The following is a 15,999-nucleotide window of genomic DNA, read 5'->3' as shown; positions in this document are numbered from 1 at the left end:
CTTCTTATCGCCCGTGCCCTGGCTTTACAACTGCAGCAAGCGCTCGCGCAGGAAGTTCACGAACCCCTGCACCGGCCGCGCCACCTGGCGGTGCTGCGGGTACACTGCCGACAGCTGCAATGCCGGCGGGCGCCAGTCATCCAGCACCGTGACCAGGCGACCATCGGCCAGCGCTTGCCCTACGATGAAGGTCGGCAGGTAAGTCACCCCCATGCCGGCAATCGCCGCGTCCCTCAGGATTTCACCATTGTTCGCGCGCATGCGCCCGGCCACCTGAATCGCCTGGGCCTTGCCAGCCTGCCGAAACTGCCACTGCACCTGCCGCGAATGCCCATAGGGCAGGCAGTCATGCCCGGCCAGGTTCTCCGGCCTGGCCGGCACACCGCGCGCCGCCAGGTAGCTCGGGCTCGCGCAGTACACCCGCTGCACATCGGCGATGCGCCGGGCGATCAGGCTGGAGTCCTCCAGCGCGCCAATCCGCAACGCCAGGTCATAGCCTTCGCCGATCAGATCCACCGCCCGATCACTGAGGTCCACCTCCACATCCACCTGCGCATGCAACTGCAGGAACTCGGTCAGCAAACAGCCCAGGTGCGCCATGGCGAACGACAATGGCGCGCTCAGGCGCAAGGTGCCGCGCAAGGCCTGGGCCTGGCCGCTGATGTCGTGCTCCACCTGCTGCACTTCACCCAGCAGGCGCATGGCCGACTGGTAGTACTGCTGCCCCAGCGGCGTGGCATCCAGGCGCCGGGTGGAGCGGTTGAGCAGGCGCACGCCCAGGCGCGCTTCGAGTTGCATCAGGCGCCGGCTCACCGATTGCTTGGACATCCCCAGGCGCTCGGCAGCGGCGGTGAAACTGCCGGCCTCCATCACCTGGGCAAAGATTCGCATGTCTTCGTAGGGGTTCATTGTCTCGCTCTTGGTGACAGTAAAACGCTTTATAGCGGCTTTTTCCCACGAGCGCACCTGCCTAATCTACGCACAGGTCGCAGCGATGGCCCAGCAGGCCAGGCAAGACGACCATTCCCGACACTTTCACAGAAAAGGATTCGCCCATGAACATTGTCCACAAAACACTCACCGCCTCGCTTCTGGCGCTGTCCGTTTCCAGCGCGTTCGCAGCGGGAAGCCCAGGCGTGGAGCAACGCACCCAGGCCTTCCTCGAAGCCCTGGAGCAAGGCGGCGGCAAGCCACTGGAGCAACTCAGCCCGAAAGATGCCCGCGCGGTGCTGACCGGCGCCCAGGCCTCGGTCAAGGTTGACCTCTCCGGGATCGAGGTGAAGGAACGCACCATCGAGGCCGACGGCCAGTCGATCAAGCTGCAGGTGGTTCGCCCGGCCAATGTCAAAGGGGCGTTGCCGGTATTCATGTTCTTCCATGGCGGTGGCTGGGTGCTCGGCGACTTCCCGACCCACCAGCGGCTGATCCGTGACCTGGTGGTTGGCTCTGGGGCAGTGGCGGTCTATGTCGACTACACCCCGTCGCCGGAGGCGCATTATCCAACCGCGATCAACCAGGCCTATGCCGCGACCCGCTGGGTGGCCGAGCACGGCCAGCAGATCGGCGTGGATGGCAAGCGCCTGGGCGTGGCTGGCAACAGCGTCGGTGGCAACATGGCGGCGGTCGTGGCGCTGAAGGCCAAAGAAGCTGGCACCCCGGCCCTGCGCTTCCAGCTGTTGCTGTGGCCGGTGACGGACGCCAGCTTCGAAACCGCTTCGTACAAACAGTTTGCCGAAGGGCACTTCCTGACCACCGGCATGATGAAGTGGTTCTGGGACAACTACACCACGGATGCCAAGGCGCGGGAACAGATCTACGCCGCGCCGCTGCGAGCTACCACCGAACAGTTGCAAGGCTTGCCGCCAGCGCTGGTGCAAACAGCCGAGTTCGACGTGCTGCGTGATGAAGGTGAGGCCTATGCCCGCAAGCTGAATGCCGCCGGCGTGCCGGTGACCTCGGTGCGCTACAACGGCATGATCCATGACTATGGGCTGCTCAACCCGCTGAGCCAGGTACCGGCGGTCAAGGCGGCAATGCGCCAGGCTGGCGCCGAACTCAAAGCGCACCTGAACTGAGCCCATGACCGGAAGACCTGCCCAGGCCCAATCGAGATGTTGGCGCTCGGTCACCTGGGCTTGGCCCGAATGCTGATAGAACTGCCAGTAGCCGCCACTTTTTTCCTGTGCGCAAATTGCAGCAAAGCCCACGATAGCTATGCGTGCGGCTGTGCTACTCCACTCAGAAAAAGGTGCTCGCCAATGTGGACACGAATAGCCTTGTCGCTTCTAACCCTGGGAAGTTTGATCGGTTGCGTGTCGCACACGTCCCCTGTGCTGCCTGCCCGTCCGCCCGCGCAGACTCAGGCACTCACAAGCGCAACAGCCAAGTCACAGCAGTTGATCGAATTGAACAAGCGGGGTGAACAGGCGGTTACGCAACTGAAAGTCTGGTACGACTCGGTCACCGAAGACTGTGGTGGGCCTGACAAACCCAGCTACCTGTGCAGCGGTTTTGAAATGCGTGCCACCGGTTTCAGCCCAGAATCGCTACCTTGGGACCCGAGCCGCAAGCACTTGGATAAAGGCGCCATAGCGTTTTCCTGGGTGCGCCGCGACACCAACTTCGGCAGGGCGGCGGAACGCTTCAATGGTTTTTTGTTCCCGCCGCTGCAGGCCATCCCGCACGGCAAGCTGCGCGAGCTCGAAGTACTGTGCACCTTCCCCATCGATGGTGGCACGGACAACCGCGAAACCGCGCAGGGGTGCGGCCCGCATGATGGGTTTGAGAGCACCACGGATGCGTGCCAGAAGGTCGGCGTGAAGGATGCCGAAGCGTGGTTGGCAACGTACAGCGAAGATGACATCAGAAAATCAAGAGTCTGCGGATGGGACCTTCGCGAAGCACCCGCGAACATGAAGGCCCGGTGGTTCGAGATGCCGTTAAAAGTCAGGGCAGGTTTGAGCGCCGATGCGTGGATGGGCTACAACGAGATTTTGCTCCCAGCCTGGCAAGTCGGCGTGGGCGCCGACTTGCCTGTTTTTGCATTTTTCTATGTCGAGGGTCAGACGCAGGCTGGCTTGCTGGCGCAGTTCGACCAGTTCCGGTATCACGCAGCGTATGGCCAGGCGGTGCCTGTAATCCGAATCAAGCTGCCCACGGCGAAGGATCAGGTTATGCAGCTCACCTACGATGAGCAAGACCAAGCGGTAGGTCGCCCCATCGTGCCTTCGGAGGTCGATTTCGAGTCCGAGCAGGTCGGTGACCGCAAGGAATTCAAGGTTGACCAAACGACATTCAAACTACATGGCACGGGTGGGATCAGCGACGATTCGCACAGCGGCGATGGAAGCGCCATAAAGGCAAAACATCTTACGTTCGACGGTTCAACCGAAATTCTGCTGCCTGGCACAGGTACCCGCCGCGTAAGTTACGACTGGGGGTGCAGTGATCTATGTACCAGAGATCTCACCTTTATGGACAACCACAAACGGCTGAGTGACCGTGACGGTATGCATTATGGGTCCGATGAGCTAACGGTGAACGGCCCTGAAATCCTGCACCTTCACATGGTTGAAGACGGCGTAAATCCGCGCATGGTCATCGACAACGTGCACGTTACGCAAGCGCCTTGAGCTTCTGTTTTGCCAGTAGTGGCCCTATCGCCGGCTCGCCGGCGTCAGGGGCATCAACCAACACTCACGGCCCCACCCCTTCAACGATGATCACCTCGGCCTTCGCTACCCCTTGGCGATGGCTGCACGCCTCCTGGTACAGCTCAGACCGGTAACACGCCACCGCCTGCGCGTAGGAATCAAATTCGATCACCACGCTACGCTGAGGTGTGGCCCGCCCTTCCAGCGCTTCGCTGCGTCCGCCACGGGCCAGAAAGCGGCCACCGAACGCCTGGAAGGCAGCCGGGGCGCGTTGGGTGTATTGCAGGTACTGCTCGGGGTCGGTCACGTCCACATGGGCGATCCAATAGGCCTTCATGCACTTCCTCCTGATTCGTCGACATTTGTGTATGATGGTATACCATAAAAATGACTCCACCACAGCGAGCGTGCAACATGGCTTTCAACACCATCGAGGAACTTCTCGAGGACTACCGGCAAGGCAAAATGGTCCTGCTGGTGGATGACGAGGACCGCGAAAACGAAGGCGACCTGCTGATCGCCGCCGAGCGTTGCGACGCCCAGGCCATCAACTTCATGGCCCGCGAAGCACGGGGCCTGATCTGCCTGACCCTGACCGACGATCACTGCCAACGCCTGGGGCTGGAGCAGATGGTACCGGCCAACGGCAGTGTGTTCAGCACCGCGTTCACCGTGTCGATCGAAGCTGCCACGGGCGTCACTACGGGCATCTCTGCCGCCGACCGGGCACGTACCGTGGCCGCCGCCATGGCCCCCACGGCCCGCCCCGAAGACCTGGTCCAACCCGGCCATATATTCCCCCTGCGTGCCCGCGAAGGCGGCGTGCTGACCCGCGCCGGCCACACCGAAGCGGGTTGCGACCTTGCGCGCCTGGCCGGCTTCAGCCCGGCCTCGGTGATCGTCGAAGTGCTCAACGACGACGGCACCATGGCGCGTCGCCCGGACCTTGAGGTGTTCGCTGCACGGCATGGCATCAAGATCGGCACCATCGCCGACCTGATCCACTACCGCCTGAGCACCGAGCAGACCATCAAGCGCATCGGCGAACGTGAGCTGCCGACCGTGCATGGCACCTTCCGCCTGGTCACCTATGAAGACCGCATCGAAGGTGGCGTGCACATGGCCATGGTAATGGGCGACATCCGCCGCGAGCAGCCAACCCTGGTCAGGGTGCATGTGATCGACCCCCTGCGCGACCTGGTTGGTGCCGAGTACGCCGGCCCCGCCAACTGGACCCTGTGGGCGGCACTGCAGAAGGTGGCCGAGGAAGGCAGCGGCGTGGTGGTGGTCCTGGCCAACCATGAATCCTCGCAGGCATTGCTGGAGCGGGTACCACAGCTGACCCAACCGGTGCGGCCTTACCAGCGCGGGCAGTCCAAGGTGTACTCGGAAGTGGGCACCGGAGCACAGATTCTGCAGGACCTGGGGGTGGGCAAGCTGCGCCACCTGGGGCCGCCGCTGAAATATGCGGGGCTGGCGGGTTATGAGCTGGAGGTGGTGCAGAGCATTCCCTTTGAGCCAGGCCTGGTGGACTGACGCAGTGCCTTGTAGGCGCGGCCTTGCGTCGCGCCTACAGAGGTTCGCGCAAGCATGCAGAGGACAGAGTGATGGCCGGTCGCCTCATACCTCTTGCCAAAAGTTTGGAATACCATAATATGATATCCCGTAGACCTTAAGTCTGCTGGCCGGCATCCACAACGCCAGATGGCCATCGACACTTTGTTTTAGCTGCTCCCCGAACACTATTGGCGGGCGCACCACAAGCCCAGCCTCGAATAACAAAAGCAACGAGGGCGTAACCATGCTGTTGAGCAAACGTGTAACCGCAGTGCTGTCTGCCAGCCTGCTGACCCTGGCATGTCAGGCCGCCCAAGCCGCCGACAGCCTCAACTTCGTCAGCTGGGGCGGGACCACCCAGGACGCCCAGAAAGAAGCGTGGGCCGTTCCCTTCACCAAAGCGACCGACATCAAGGTAGTCCAGGACGGCCCGACCGACTATGGCAAGCTCAAGGCCATGGTCGAGAGCGGTAACGTGCAATGGGACGTGGTCGACGTGGAAGCCGACTTTGCCCTGCGCGCCGCCAGCGAAGGCTTGCTCGAACCCCTCGATTTCACCCAGATCAAGCGCGACAAGATCGACCCACGCTTTGTGTCCGACCACGGTGTCGGCTCGTTCTTCTTCTCCTTCGTGCTCGGTTACAACGAAGGCAAGCTCGGTGCCAACAAGCCAGTCGACTGGGCCGCGCTGTTCGACACCAAGACCTACCCTGGCAAACGCGCCTTGTACAAATGGCCCAGCCCAGGCGTGCTGGAACTGGCCCTGCTGGCCGACGGTGTAGCCCCCGACAAGCTCTACCCGCTGGACCTGGACCGCGCCTTCAATAAGCTCGACACCATCAAGAAAGACATCGTCTGGTGGGGCGGTGGCGCTCAGTCGCAGCAATTGCTGGCCTCTGGTGAAGCTGCGCTGGGCCAGTTCTGGAACGGTCGCGTCTACGCCCTGCAGCAAGACGGTGCCCCGGTGGGTGTGAGCTGGAAGCAGAACCTGGTCATGGCCGATTTCCTGGTCATCCCCAAGGGCGCCAAGAACAAGGACGCGGCCATGAAGTTCCTGGCCAACGCCAGCAGCGCCGAAGGCCAGGCCGAGTTCGCCAACAAGACCGCCTACGCGCCGGTCAACGTCGACAGCGTAGCCAAGCTGGACAAGGACCTTGCACCCAACCTGCCTACCGCCCATGCCCAGGACCAGGTCACCCTCGACTTCGCCTACTGGGCCAAGAACGGCCAGGCCATCGCCGCGCGCTGGAATGAGTGGTTGGTCAAATGAAAGTCGCCATCAACGCCCTGCATAACGCCCAAGGTGCCCCCACGGGGGCCGGCGCTCCGGGCACCGTACCGCGGCGCGTGGGCCTGAGCCAGCGCTGGAAAGGCAGCCGCAACCTGCTGCCGGCCTTGCTGTTCCTGGGTCTGTTCTTTTTCGCCCCGCTGATCGGCCTGTTGCTGCGCGGGGTACTGGAGCCAACGCCCGGGCTGGGCAACTACGAGCAGCTGTTCGCCAACTCGGCTTACGCACGGGTGCTGTTCAACACCTTCTCGGTGGCCGGTGTGGTCACCCTGATCAGCGTGCTGCTCGGGTTCCCGCTGGCGTGGGCCATCACCCTGGTGCCCAAAGGCTGGGGCCGCTGGCTGCTGAACATCGTGCTGCTGTCGATGTGGACCAGCCTGCTGGCACGCACCTACTCGTGGCTGGTGCTGCTGCAGAGTTCGGGGGTAATCAACAAGGCGTTGATGGCCATGGGCATCATCGATGCCCCGCTGGAGATGGTGCATAACCTGACCGGTGTAGTGATCGGCATGAGCTACATCATGATCCCGTTCATCGTGCTGCCGCTGCAGGCGACCATGCACGCCATCGACCCGATGGTGCTGCAGGCAGGCTCGATCTGTGGCGCCAGCCCGTGGACCAACTTCTGGAAGGTGTTCCTGCCACTGTGCCGCTCGGGGCTGTTTTCCGGGGCGCTGATGGTGTTCGTGATGTCGCTCGGTTACTACGTCACCCCGGCACTGCTGGGCGGGGCGCAGAACATGATGCTGCCGGAATTCATCATCCAGCAGGTGCAGTCGTTCCTCAACTGGGGCTTGGCCAGCGCCGCCGCCGCACTGCTGGTGTTGATCACCCTGGTGCTCTTCTACCTGTACCTGAAGCTGCAGCCGGAGTCCCCGGTTGGCAACCCGAGGTAAACCGCCATGCTCCTTTCCCCCAATGCCATGGGCCGCCCGCTGCGCACAGGCCTGTACCTGACCACCGGGGTGATCGCAGCCTTCCTGCTGCTGCCGGTAGTGTTCATCGTGTTGCTGTCGTTCGGGTCGTCGCAGTGGCTGGTCTTCCCGCCGCCCGGCTGGACCCTCAAGTGGTACGGCCAGTTCTTTTCCAACCCCGAGTGGATGGAGGCTGCACTGGCCAGCTTCAAGGTGGCCGTGCTGACCACCGTTGCAGCGGTGCTGCTGGGGTTACCCAGCGCGTTCGCCCTGGTGCGTGGCCGCTTCCCGGGCCGTGAACTGCTGTACGGGCTGTTCACCATGCCAATGATCGTGCCGCTGGTGATCATTGCGGTGGCGGTGTACGCGCTGTTCCTCAAGCTGGGCTATACCGGCACGCTGTTCGCGTTCGTGGTCAGCCATGTGATCGTCGCCCTGCCCTTCACCATCATTTCGATCATCAACTCGCTGAAGCTGTTCGACCAGTCGATCGAGGATGCCGCCGTGATCTGCGGCGCGTCGCGCCTGCAGGCGATCTTCAATGTCACCTTCCCGGCCATTCGCCCGGGGATGATTGCCGGGGGCCTGTTCGCCTTCCTGGTGTCCTGGGATGAAGTGGTACTGAGCGTGATGATGGCCAGCCCCGACTTGCAGACCTTGCCAGTGAAGATGTGGACCACCCTGCGCCAGGACCTGAGCCCGGTGATCGCCGTGGCCTCGACCTTGCTGATCGGCCTTTCGCTGCTGGTCATGTTCATTGCCGCCGCCTTGCGCCGGCGCACCGAAAACGCCTGAGCGCGGAGATAACAACAATGAGTGCAGTGATCAAAGACAACGCGCACGGCAAGACCCTGGTCAGCCTGCGTGGCCTGAACAAGCACTACGGCGACTTCACCGCCGTGGACAACCTAGACCTGGAGATCCAGGAAGGCGAGTTTCTGACCTTTCTCGGCTCCAGTGGCTCGGGCAAGTCCACCACCCTGTCGATGCTGGCCGGTTTCGAAACGCCGAGCAGCGGCGAGATTCTGGTCGACGGCCAGTCGCTGGTCAACGTGCCGCCGCACAAGCGTGATATCGGCATGGTGTTCCAGCGTTACTCGTTGTTCCCGCACCTGAACGTGCGCGACAACATCGCCTTTCCGCTGGCCATTCGCAAACTCAATGCGGGCGAAACCAGCAAGCGCGTCGATGCCATGCTCAAGCTGGTGCAACTGGAACAGTTCGCCCAACGCAAGCCGTCGCAGATGTCCGGCGGCCAGCAGCAACGTGTGGCGATTGCCCGCGCGTTGGTGTACGAGCCACGCATTCTGCTGATGGACGAGCCGCTCGGGGCCTTGGACAAGAAGCTGCGTGAAGACCTGCAGGACGAGCTGCGTCAGCTGCACCGCCGCCTCGGCATCACCATTGTCTACGTGACCCACGACCAGGAAGAGGCCATGCGCCTGTCGCAGCGCATTGCCATTTTCAGCCACGGCAAGATCGTTGGCCTGGGCACCGGCTACGACCTGTACCAGAACCCGCCGAATGCGTTTGTGGCATCGTTCCTGGGCAACTCCAACTTCCTGCGGATCAAGGCCAGCAGCAACGGCGCAGCCAGCTTCGAAGGCCAGCCGGTGGCCATCCGCCTGACCCCGGGGCTGGCAGCCTCGCAGGATGCGCTGATCATGGTCCGCCCGGAAAAAGCCCTGGCCCTGACTGCCGAACAAGCCGCGCGCCAGCCGCTGCCGGCAGGCTGGAACGAGGTCAGCGCCAAGGTTGGCGAGGTACTGTTCCTGGGGGAAAGCCAAACCTGCCATGTGGTCACTGCTGGTGGTACCGAACTGACGGTCAAGGCACTGTCTGCAGCGGGTATGCCGATGCAGCCAGGGGACAGCGTGAAGGTGCGCTGGGCAGTGGCAGATGCCTGCATCTACACCGAATGGGCCGAGAGCGACCTGAGCAAATCGGCCGGCGCGCATTGAGACCGCCAAGGCCGGCTTGCGGCCCATCGCCGGCAAGCCGGCTCCCACAGGGATCGCATCAGGGCTGACAGGCGCTGAAGATGCTGCGGCTACCTTTGCCAGAAACCATAGAATCTCCCACAACGTACAGCACAGGTCTTGAGAACATTGCTATCGGTGTGGGAGCCGGCTTGCCGCCGATGGGCTGCACAGCAGCCTCGACAGCCTCAAGCCCATTGACTGTCACATTATCATCACGCCCCTGTCGTAATCTGCCGGCCAACTCTATGCCACAGGGCCACCCGGCATGCCGCGCCTGCTTGTGCTACTGCTCACCGTGCTACCACTGACCACCGTGGCTGAACCAGTTCATTTGCGTGTGCAAGGCTCCAATACCATTGGCGCAGCCCTGCTGCCGGCGCTGGTGGAGGGCCAGCTCCGTGCGCAGCAAGCCAGCGCGATCGAACGCCAGGCCGGCAAGCTGCCCAACGAAACCGTGATCACGGCCCGCGACACGCAGGGCCAACCGGTACGCATCGACATCGCTGCCCACGGTTCCAGCACCGGCTTCACCGCCCTGGTTGAGGGCGAGGCCGACCTGGCCGCCGCCTCACGGCCGATCAACGACAACGAAGTACTCCAGTTGCGAGCGTTGGGCGACCTGCGTGCTGCCGCTTCCGAGCAAGTCATTGCCCTGGATGGTGTGGCGGTCATTGTCCACCCCGACAACCCGCTGCCGCAGCTCAGCACAGGGCAACTGGCGCAAGTTTTCTCTGGTCAGATCCAGCGTTGGGAAGAATTGGGCATTTCCGGCGGGGCCATTCACCTGTACGCCCGTGACGACCGCTCCGGCACCTTTGAAACCTTCAAGGCACTGGTACTGGCGCCACAGCACGCGGCACTGTCAGCCCAGGCCCGGCGCTTCGAATCCAGTAACGAACTGGCCGCAGGGGTGAGCACCGACCGCCAGGCCATTGGCTTCAGTAGCCTGGCCGCCATTCACGGGGCCAAGGTGCTGGCGGTGGCTGAAGGGGACGCCCCGGCCATGCTGCCAGCGCGCGCCCTGGTGGCCAGCGAGGACTACCCCCTGTCACGGCGCTTGTACTTCTATCTGCCGGCCAACCCCAAACCACCCGCCAAAGCCTTGGCGGACTTCGCCCAAAGCCCGGCAGGCCAGGCCATCGTCGCCCAGCAAGGGTTCGTTTCGCAGCAGATACAGGCCCTGCCAGTGCCACCACAGGCAGGCATGCCGCCGCGCTACCGCAACCTGGCCAGGCAGGCACAACGGCTGAGCGTGAACTTTCGCTTTCAGGCAGGCAGCGCCAACCTCGACAACAAGGCCCTGCGTGATGTGCAACGGGTGGCCGATTACCTGCACCAGGCCGGCAAGCTACAAGGCAAGACAGTGCTGGTTGGCTTCGGCGACCCCAAGCTGACCCCAGGCCGCGCTGCGCTGCTGTCGCGCTTGCGGGCGCAGGCGGTGCGCCGCCAGTTGGCACGTAACGGCGTCGCAGTGCTGCAGGTGACCGGCATGGGCGCTGAGTTGCCTGTGGCCGGCAACGAACGTGAACAAGGGCGGCTGCACAACCAGCGTGTGGAGGTGTGGGTGTACTGAGCAACAGGGTGATGCTGTTCACGGCCGCCTGGCAAACAAATGTAACAGCGCCGGATTCGGCAGCGCAGGCAAACAGGTCTAGCCTTAACCCTATGTGATACCGGGCCCCTCTGACGGCTGCCACGCCGTGATGTCGGATCACTGTTGCCACGCAACGTCGACATTCAAGGAGGGGCTCATGACAGCTCTACAGGCGTTTCTCACCACCCCGTTCCTCGGTACCAGCACCTGGTTGTGGCTGGTGTTCATGGCCATCGTCATCGGCCTGCTGGTACTCGACCTCGGCATACTGCACCGTCACGAACGTGAAATCGGCATGCGCGAGAGCCTGCTGTTGTACTCCGGCTACTTCAGCATCGGCGTGCTGTTCGGCGGTTGGGTCTGGTTCCAGCTAGGCGCGCAATCGGCGCTGGAGTTCTACACCGGCTTCCTGGTCGAGCAATCACTGTCGATGGACAACGTGTTCGTCATGGCCATGATTTTCAGCTATTTCGCCATCCCCCGCCGTTACCAGCACCGCGTGCTGTTCTGGGGCATCCTCGGGGTGGTGATCCTGCGCGCGATCATGATCGGGGTGGGCGCAGCACTGGTGCAGAACTTCGCCTGGGTGCTGTACCTCTTCGGGGCCTTCCTGCTGTTCACCGGGGTGAAGATGGCGCTGGCCAAAGAAGACAGCCATCCAGACCTGGCCAACAACCCAATCCTCAAGTTCGTGCGCCGGCACCTGCGGGTGACCGACGAGATCCATGGCTCGCACTTCTTTGTCCGCCAGACACCCCCGGGGCAGAACAAGGCCCTGCGCCATGCAACGCCGCTGTTCCTGGCACTGGTGCTGATCGAGCTGGCCGACCTGGTGTTCGCAGTGGACAGCGTACCCGCGATCTTCGCCATCACCCAGGACCCGTTCATTGTCTACACCTCGAACATCTTTGCCATTCTTGGCCTGCGCTCGCTGTACTTTGCGTTGTCGGCGCTGATGCACCGGTTCGTATACCTCAAGTACGCATTGGCGCTGGTGTTGATCTTCATCGGCTGCAAGATCTTCTACCATGGCATGGTCGGCAAGGTGCCGGCGTTGCTGTCGTTGGGTGTGACGTTCGGGCTGTTGCTGGGTGGGGTGGTGATTTCGCTGCTCAAGACGCGGGGGCAGAAGCCGGCTGTGGTGGATCAGCCGCCGGCACACGGTACCCCCCAAGCCAATGCCGGCCACAAAGAGTAGGCCTGACGAGAATCAGCCTGCCTCACCGCCCGCTGCGCAACATCTCTGCCGGCACATACTTGCCAATCTCATACTTGCCGATCGCCGCCCGGTGCACTTCATCGGGCCCGTCGGCCAGGCGCAGGGTGCGTTGCATGGCGTACATGTACGCCAGCGGGAAATCGCCGCTCACCCCTGCCCCGCCATGCAGCTGGATCGCCCGGTCGATCACCTTCAGCGCCACGTTCGGCGCCACCACCTTGATCTGCGCGATCTCGCTGCGCGCGACCTTGTTGCCGACCGTGTCCATCATGTACGCCGCTTTGAGCGTGAGTAGTCGGGCCATGTCGATTTCCATGCGCGAATCGGCAATCTTGTCGACGTTGCCCCCCAGGCGTGCCAGAGGCTTGCCGAAGGCGGTGCGCGCAACCGAGCGCTTGCACATCAGCTCCAGCGCCCGTTCGGCCATGCCGACAGAACGCATGCAGTGGTGGATACGCCCAGGGCCCAGGCGCCCCTGGGCGATCTCGAAGCCGCGGCCCTCGCCGAGGATCACGTTTTCGTAAGGCACCCTTACGTTCTCGAACAGCACCTCGGCGTGGCCATGCGGGGCATCGTCGTAGCCGAATACCGGCAGCGGGCGAACAATCTTCACACCAGGCGTATCGGTTGGCACCAATACCATCGAGTGCTGCTGGTGACGCGGGCTTTCCGGATTGGAGAGGCCCATGAAGATCATCACCTTGCAGCGCGGGTCGCACGCACCAGACGTCCACCATTTGCGCCCATTGATCACCCACTCGTCACCGTCACGCACCGCGGTCGCGACCATGTTGGTCGCGTCCGAGGAAGCCACATCCGGTTCGGTCATGGCGAAGGAGGAACGAATCTCGCCCCGCAGTAGCGGCTCCAGCCACTGGCGTTTCTGCGCCTGGCTGCCGTAGCGCACCAGCACCTCCATGTTGCCGGTATCCGGGGCCGAACAGTTGAACGGCTCCGGGCCGAGCAGTGAGCGGCCCATGATTTCGGCCAGCGGCGCGTACTCCAGGTTGCTCAGGCCAGCGCCGTACTCCGACTCGGGCAGGAACAGGTTCCATAGCCCCTCGGCGCGGGCCTTGGCCTTGAGCTCTTCCATGATCGCGGTGGGCTGCCAGCGGTCACCCTCGGCGACCTGGCGATCAAACACCGCCTCGGCGGGGTAGACATAAGCATCCATGAACGCGGTGACACGTTCGCGCAGTGCCTGGACCTTGGGCGAATAGGCGAAATCCATCGGGGTTACCTTCACGGTTCGAAGAACATGGCCAGAGCCTAGAGCAGCGCAACCCGATCCACCTAGTCTATTTTCAGCGTGTATGAACATTCATAACCGATATATGATCGACAGATAACTCCAACAAAGAGCGGCGCCCATGAACCTCAGCAAGGTCGACCTCAACCTGTTCATCGTGTTCGATGCGATCTACACCGAAGCCAACCTCACCCGCGCCGGGCAGATTGTCGGCATCACCCAGCCGGCGGTGTCCAACGCCCTGTCGCGCCTGCGCGAAACTTTCAACGACCCGCTATTCGTGCGCACTGCGCAAGGCATGGTGCCCACGCCCATGGCGCAGAACATCATCGGCCCGGTGCGCAACGCCCTGGCGCTGCTGCGCACCTCAGTACAGGAAAGCCGCATTTTCAACCCGCAACAGGCCAACAAAACCTTCCGTATCAGCATGACCGACCTGACCGAAGCGGTCATTCTGCCGCCCCTGTTCCAGCGGCTGCGCCGCCTGGCGCCGGCGGTGCTGATCGAGAGTTTCCTGTGCAAGCGCCGTGAAACCACCAAGGAGCTGGCCGCAGGCCGCCTGGATTTCGCCATCGACGCGCCGTTGAACACCGACCCCCAGGTCCGCCACGTGAAGTTGATGCAGGACCGCTATGTCTGTGCCCTGCGCCAAAGCCACCCGCTGGCGGACAGCAAACTGACCCTCGACAGCTACCTGGGCATGACCCATATCCACATTTCCAGCCGCCGCAACGGCCTGGGGTATGTCGACCTGGCCTTGGGCAAGATGGGCGTGCAACGCAAGGTCGCCCTGCGCTCGCAGCACTACCTGATGGCCTCGCAAGTGTTGCAGCAGACCGACATGGCAATGACCGTCCCGGAGCGTTTCGCTCGCCGTCATCAGCTGCGCTACCACCCGCTGCCGGTGGAGGTCCCGGCCCTGGAAACCCACCTGTACTGGCACGAAAGTACCGACCAGGACCCGGCCAACCGTTGGATGCGCGAGCAGATCACCGAGCTGTGCCAACGTGTGGTAGCCGACGAAGAAAAAGCGCTTGAACCTGCCTGAAATGCGCGCTGAAACCGGTCGATGCGTATCACGGTGTGCTGTGCGAAAGAATGAATCGAGAAAAATATTCTCCAAAAAGACAATCAAATAGAACAAGCATGCAAATACGCCACAAATAGCCCAGCGGGAAGCGAAAAGCATCTTTCGGCCACACGATAGGCTGATGCCAACGATCGCCGACCCCACGGCGACAGACATGGACATGCCTCGATGCCTAACGCCCCGCTGTACTTCGATTACGCCGCCACTACCCCGGTCGATGACCGGGTCATCGAAACCATGCTCGCCTGCCTCGGCCGCCAGGCCAACTTCGGCAACCCGGCCTCCAGTGGCCATGCCTACGGCCAGGCCGCCCGCAGTGCGGTGGACCAGGCACGCCAGCAAGTGGCCGAGCGCATTGGGGCCCCGGCCGAAGCGCTGGTATGGACCTCTGGCGCCACCGAGTCGAACAACCTGGCACTCAAAGGCGTTGCCAACGGCATCGACCACCCCGGGCACCTGGTCACCAGCCTGCTGGAACACAAAGCCGTACTCGACACCGTGGCCGAACTGGAGCGCCAAGGCTGGGCGGTCACGCGCCTGGCACCTGATGCCCGTGGCCTGATCCAGCCCGCGGCGGTACAAGCCGCGTTGCGCGCCGATACCCGCCTGGTATCGCTGATGGCCGTCAACAATGAATTGGGCACGGTCACCGACGTTGCCGCCATTGGCGAGTGCGTTCGCGCGCATGGCGCCCTGTTGCACGTGGACGCCGCACAGGCAGTGGGCAAACTGGCGATCGACCTGCGCGCGATGGCTGTCGACCTGATGTCGTTCTCGGCGCACAAGGTCTATGGGCCCAAAGGCATCGGCGCCCTGTACGTCGGGCCTCGCGCGCGCCCGGTACTGCGCGCACAGATCCACGGCGGTGGCCATGAACAGGGCCTGCGTTCCGGGACCTTGGCCACCCATCAGATTGCCGGCATGGGCAGTGCGTTCGCCCTGGCCGGGCAGCCCGGCGACAGCGAGTACCTGCGCCTAGCACAGCTGGCCACGCGGCTGCAGGAAGGCTTGCTGAAGTTGTCCGGGGTCAGCCTCAATGGCTGCGCCACACAACGCATCCCGCACACCCTGAACCTGTGCATCGACAGCCCGGGCTTCAACAGTGCGGCGCTGGCGAGCGAACTGGCGTTGTCCACCACCTCGGCGTGCAACTCGGGCAGCAACATGGCGTCCCACGTGCTGCTGGCGCTGGGGCTGAATGAGCACCAGGCGCGCAACAGCGTGCGCCTTAGCATCGGCCGTTTCAGCACCGACGCCGAAGTCGACAAGGCGCTGGAGGTGTTTGCCAGGGTACTGGCTGCGGCCTCGGCAGCCTTGTGGTAACCCGCCTCTTGCGCGGGCCCTGTGGGAGATTCTATGGTTCCTGGCAAGGGTAGCCGCAGCATCTTCAGCGTCTGTGCGATCGAGCGCCGCCCGCGCGGCGCATCGCGAGCTGCGCTCGCTCCTACGTTTG

At 63.1% G+C, this 15,999-nt stretch carries 14 protein-coding genes; 11 read left to right on the top strand and 3 right to left on the bottom strand.

Annotated elements, in window-relative coordinates; translation table 11 throughout:
• Window positions 1–24: 24 nt before the first annotated feature.
• Window positions 25–909, bottom strand: a complete 885-nt coding sequence (locus B3361_RS04685) for a LysR family transcriptional regulator (RefSeq protein WP_054905045.1) — start codon at window positions 907–909, stop codon at window positions 25–27.
• 146 nt (window positions 910–1,055) lie between these two features.
• Here B3361_RS04685 and B3361_RS04680 point away from each other — a divergent pair, with 146 nt between their 5' ends.
• Both B3361_RS04680 and B3361_RS04675 read left to right on the top strand, forming a co-directional pair.
• Window positions 1,056–2,075, top strand: a complete 1,020-nt coding sequence (locus B3361_RS04680; RefSeq protein ID WP_029887295.1) for an alpha/beta hydrolase — start codon at window positions 1,056–1,058, stop codon at window positions 2,073–2,075.
• A 321-nt stretch (window positions 2,076–2,396) separates the two neighbouring features.
• On the top strand, window positions 2,397–3,632 hold the full coding sequence (locus B3361_RS04675; protein ID WP_177331334.1) for a hypothetical protein: 1,236 nt from the start codon (window positions 2,397–2,399) through the stop codon (window positions 3,630–3,632).
• Window positions 3,633–3,696: 64 nt separating this feature from the next.
• On the opposite strand, the gene B3361_RS04670 is transcribed toward B3361_RS04675, so the two are convergent.
• Window positions 3,697–3,990, bottom strand: a complete 294-nt coding sequence (locus B3361_RS04670) for a DUF1330 domain-containing protein (protein WP_054905043.1) — start codon at window positions 3,988–3,990, stop codon at window positions 3,697–3,699.
• A gap of 77 nt (window positions 3,991–4,067) precedes the next feature.
• Here B3361_RS04670 and ribBA point away from each other — a divergent pair, with 77 nt between their 5' ends.
• The 7 genes from ribBA (at window position 4,068) to B3361_RS04635 (ending at window position 12,186) form a co-directional block, all read left to right on the top strand.
• Window positions 4,068–5,189, top strand: coding sequence for a bifunctional 3,4-dihydroxy-2-butanone-4-phosphate synthase/GTP cyclohydrolase II (gene ribBA, locus B3361_RS04665; protein WP_054905042.1), 1,122 nt, complete (start codon window positions 4,068–4,070; stop codon window positions 5,187–5,189).
• 265 nt (window positions 5,190–5,454) lie between these two features.
• Entirely contained in the window at window positions 5,455–6,480 is a 1,026-nt protein-coding gene (locus B3361_RS04660) for an ABC transporter substrate-binding protein (protein WP_054905041.1), read from the top strand.
• Entirely contained in the window at window positions 6,477–7,394 is a 918-nt protein-coding gene (locus tag B3361_RS04655) for an ABC transporter permease (RefSeq protein WP_009686435.1), read from the top strand. Before B3361_RS04660 ends, B3361_RS04655 begins: the two co-directional genes overlap by 4 nt.
• 6 nt (window positions 7,395–7,400) lie before the next feature.
• Complete coding sequence (locus B3361_RS04650; RefSeq protein ID WP_054905040.1) at window positions 7,401–8,207, top strand: ABC transporter permease; 807 nt, start codon at window positions 7,401–7,403, stop codon at window positions 8,205–8,207.
• A gap of 17 nt (window positions 8,208–8,224) precedes the next feature.
• On the top strand, window positions 8,225–9,373 hold the full coding sequence (locus tag B3361_RS04645; protein ID WP_054905039.1) for an ABC transporter ATP-binding protein: 1,149 nt from the start codon (window positions 8,225–8,227) through the stop codon (window positions 9,371–9,373).
• Between the two features lie 286 nt (window positions 9,374–9,659).
• Window positions 9,660–10,967 (top strand): substrate-binding domain-containing protein, encoded by a 1,308-nt coding sequence (locus B3361_RS04640; RefSeq protein ID WP_286920124.1) that lies wholly within the window; start codon window positions 9,660–9,662, stop codon window positions 10,965–10,967.
• Between the two features lie 178 nt (window positions 10,968–11,145).
• Entirely contained in the window at window positions 11,146–12,186 is a 1,041-nt protein-coding gene (locus tag B3361_RS04635; protein ID WP_154211002.1) for a TerC family protein, read from the top strand.
• A gap of 22 nt (window positions 12,187–12,208) precedes the next feature.
• Here the strand turns inward: B3361_RS04635 and B3361_RS04630 are convergent, their stop codons facing one another.
• On the bottom strand, window positions 12,209–13,438 hold the full coding sequence (locus tag B3361_RS04630) for an acyl-CoA dehydrogenase (protein WP_029887303.1): 1,230 nt from the start codon (window positions 13,436–13,438) through the stop codon (window positions 12,209–12,211).
• 139 nt (window positions 13,439–13,577) lie between these two features.
• Here B3361_RS04630 and B3361_RS04625 point away from each other — a divergent pair, with 139 nt between their 5' ends.
• Window positions 13,578–14,504: a LysR family transcriptional regulator gene (locus B3361_RS04625; RefSeq protein ID WP_029887304.1), complete on the top strand. Its 927-nt coding sequence runs from the start codon at window positions 13,578–13,580 to the stop codon at window positions 14,502–14,504.
• 210 nt (window positions 14,505–14,714) lie between these two features.
• Window positions 14,715–15,869, top strand: coding sequence for a cysteine desulfurase family protein (locus tag B3361_RS04620; RefSeq protein WP_054905037.1), 1,155 nt, complete (start codon window positions 14,715–14,717; stop codon window positions 15,867–15,869).
• The last annotated feature ends 130 nt before the right edge of the window (window positions 15,870–15,999 follow it).

Origin of the sequence: Pseudomonas sp. UBA6699 (assembly GCF_002454615.1) — a bacterium.
In the GTDB taxonomy this organism is placed as follows: Bacteria; Pseudomonadota; Gammaproteobacteria; order Pseudomonadales; family Pseudomonadaceae; genus Aquipseudomonas; species Aquipseudomonas juntendi.
Note: the sequence above shows the minus strand (reverse complement) of the source record. Positions and strands in the feature narration are given on the sequence as shown.

Excerpts from the sequence above, each read along its gene's own strand:
- B3361_RS04685 (WP_054905045.1), bottom strand. The coding sequence starts at position 909 with ATGAACCCCTACGAAGACATGCGAATCTTTGCCCAGGTGATGGAGGCC.
- B3361_RS04680 (WP_029887295.1), top strand. The coding sequence starts at position 1,056 with ATGAACATTGTCCACAAAACACTCACCGCCTCGCTTCTGGCGCTGTCC.
- B3361_RS04670 (WP_054905043.1), bottom strand. The coding sequence starts at position 3,990 with ATGAAGGCCTATTGGATCGCCCATGTGGACGTGACCGACCCCGAGCAG.
- ribBA (WP_054905042.1), top strand. The coding sequence starts at position 4,068 with ATGGCTTTCAACACCATCGAGGAACTTCTCGAGGACTACCGGCAAGGC.
- B3361_RS04660 (WP_054905041.1), top strand. The coding sequence starts at position 5,455 with ATGCTGTTGAGCAAACGTGTAACCGCAGTGCTGTCTGCCAGCCTGCTG.
- B3361_RS04655 (WP_009686435.1), top strand. The coding sequence starts at position 6,477 with ATGAAAGTCGCCATCAACGCCCTGCATAACGCCCAAGGTGCCCCCACG.
- B3361_RS04650 (WP_054905040.1), top strand. The coding sequence starts at position 7,401 with ATGCTCCTTTCCCCCAATGCCATGGGCCGCCCGCTGCGCACAGGCCTG.
- B3361_RS04645 (WP_054905039.1), top strand. The coding sequence starts at position 8,225 with ATGAGTGCAGTGATCAAAGACAACGCGCACGGCAAGACCCTGGTCAGC.
- B3361_RS04640 (WP_286920124.1), top strand. The coding sequence starts at position 9,660 with ATGCCGCGCCTGCTTGTGCTACTGCTCACCGTGCTACCACTGACCACC.
- B3361_RS04635 (WP_154211002.1), top strand. The coding sequence starts at position 11,146 with ATGACAGCTCTACAGGCGTTTCTCACCACCCCGTTCCTCGGTACCAGC.
- B3361_RS04630 (WP_029887303.1), bottom strand. The coding sequence starts at position 13,438 with ATGGATTTCGCCTATTCGCCCAAGGTCCAGGCACTGCGCGAACGTGTC.
- B3361_RS04625 (WP_029887304.1), top strand. The coding sequence starts at position 13,578 with ATGAACCTCAGCAAGGTCGACCTCAACCTGTTCATCGTGTTCGATGCG.
- B3361_RS04620 (WP_054905037.1), top strand. The coding sequence starts at position 14,715 with ATGCCTAACGCCCCGCTGTACTTCGATTACGCCGCCACTACCCCGGTC.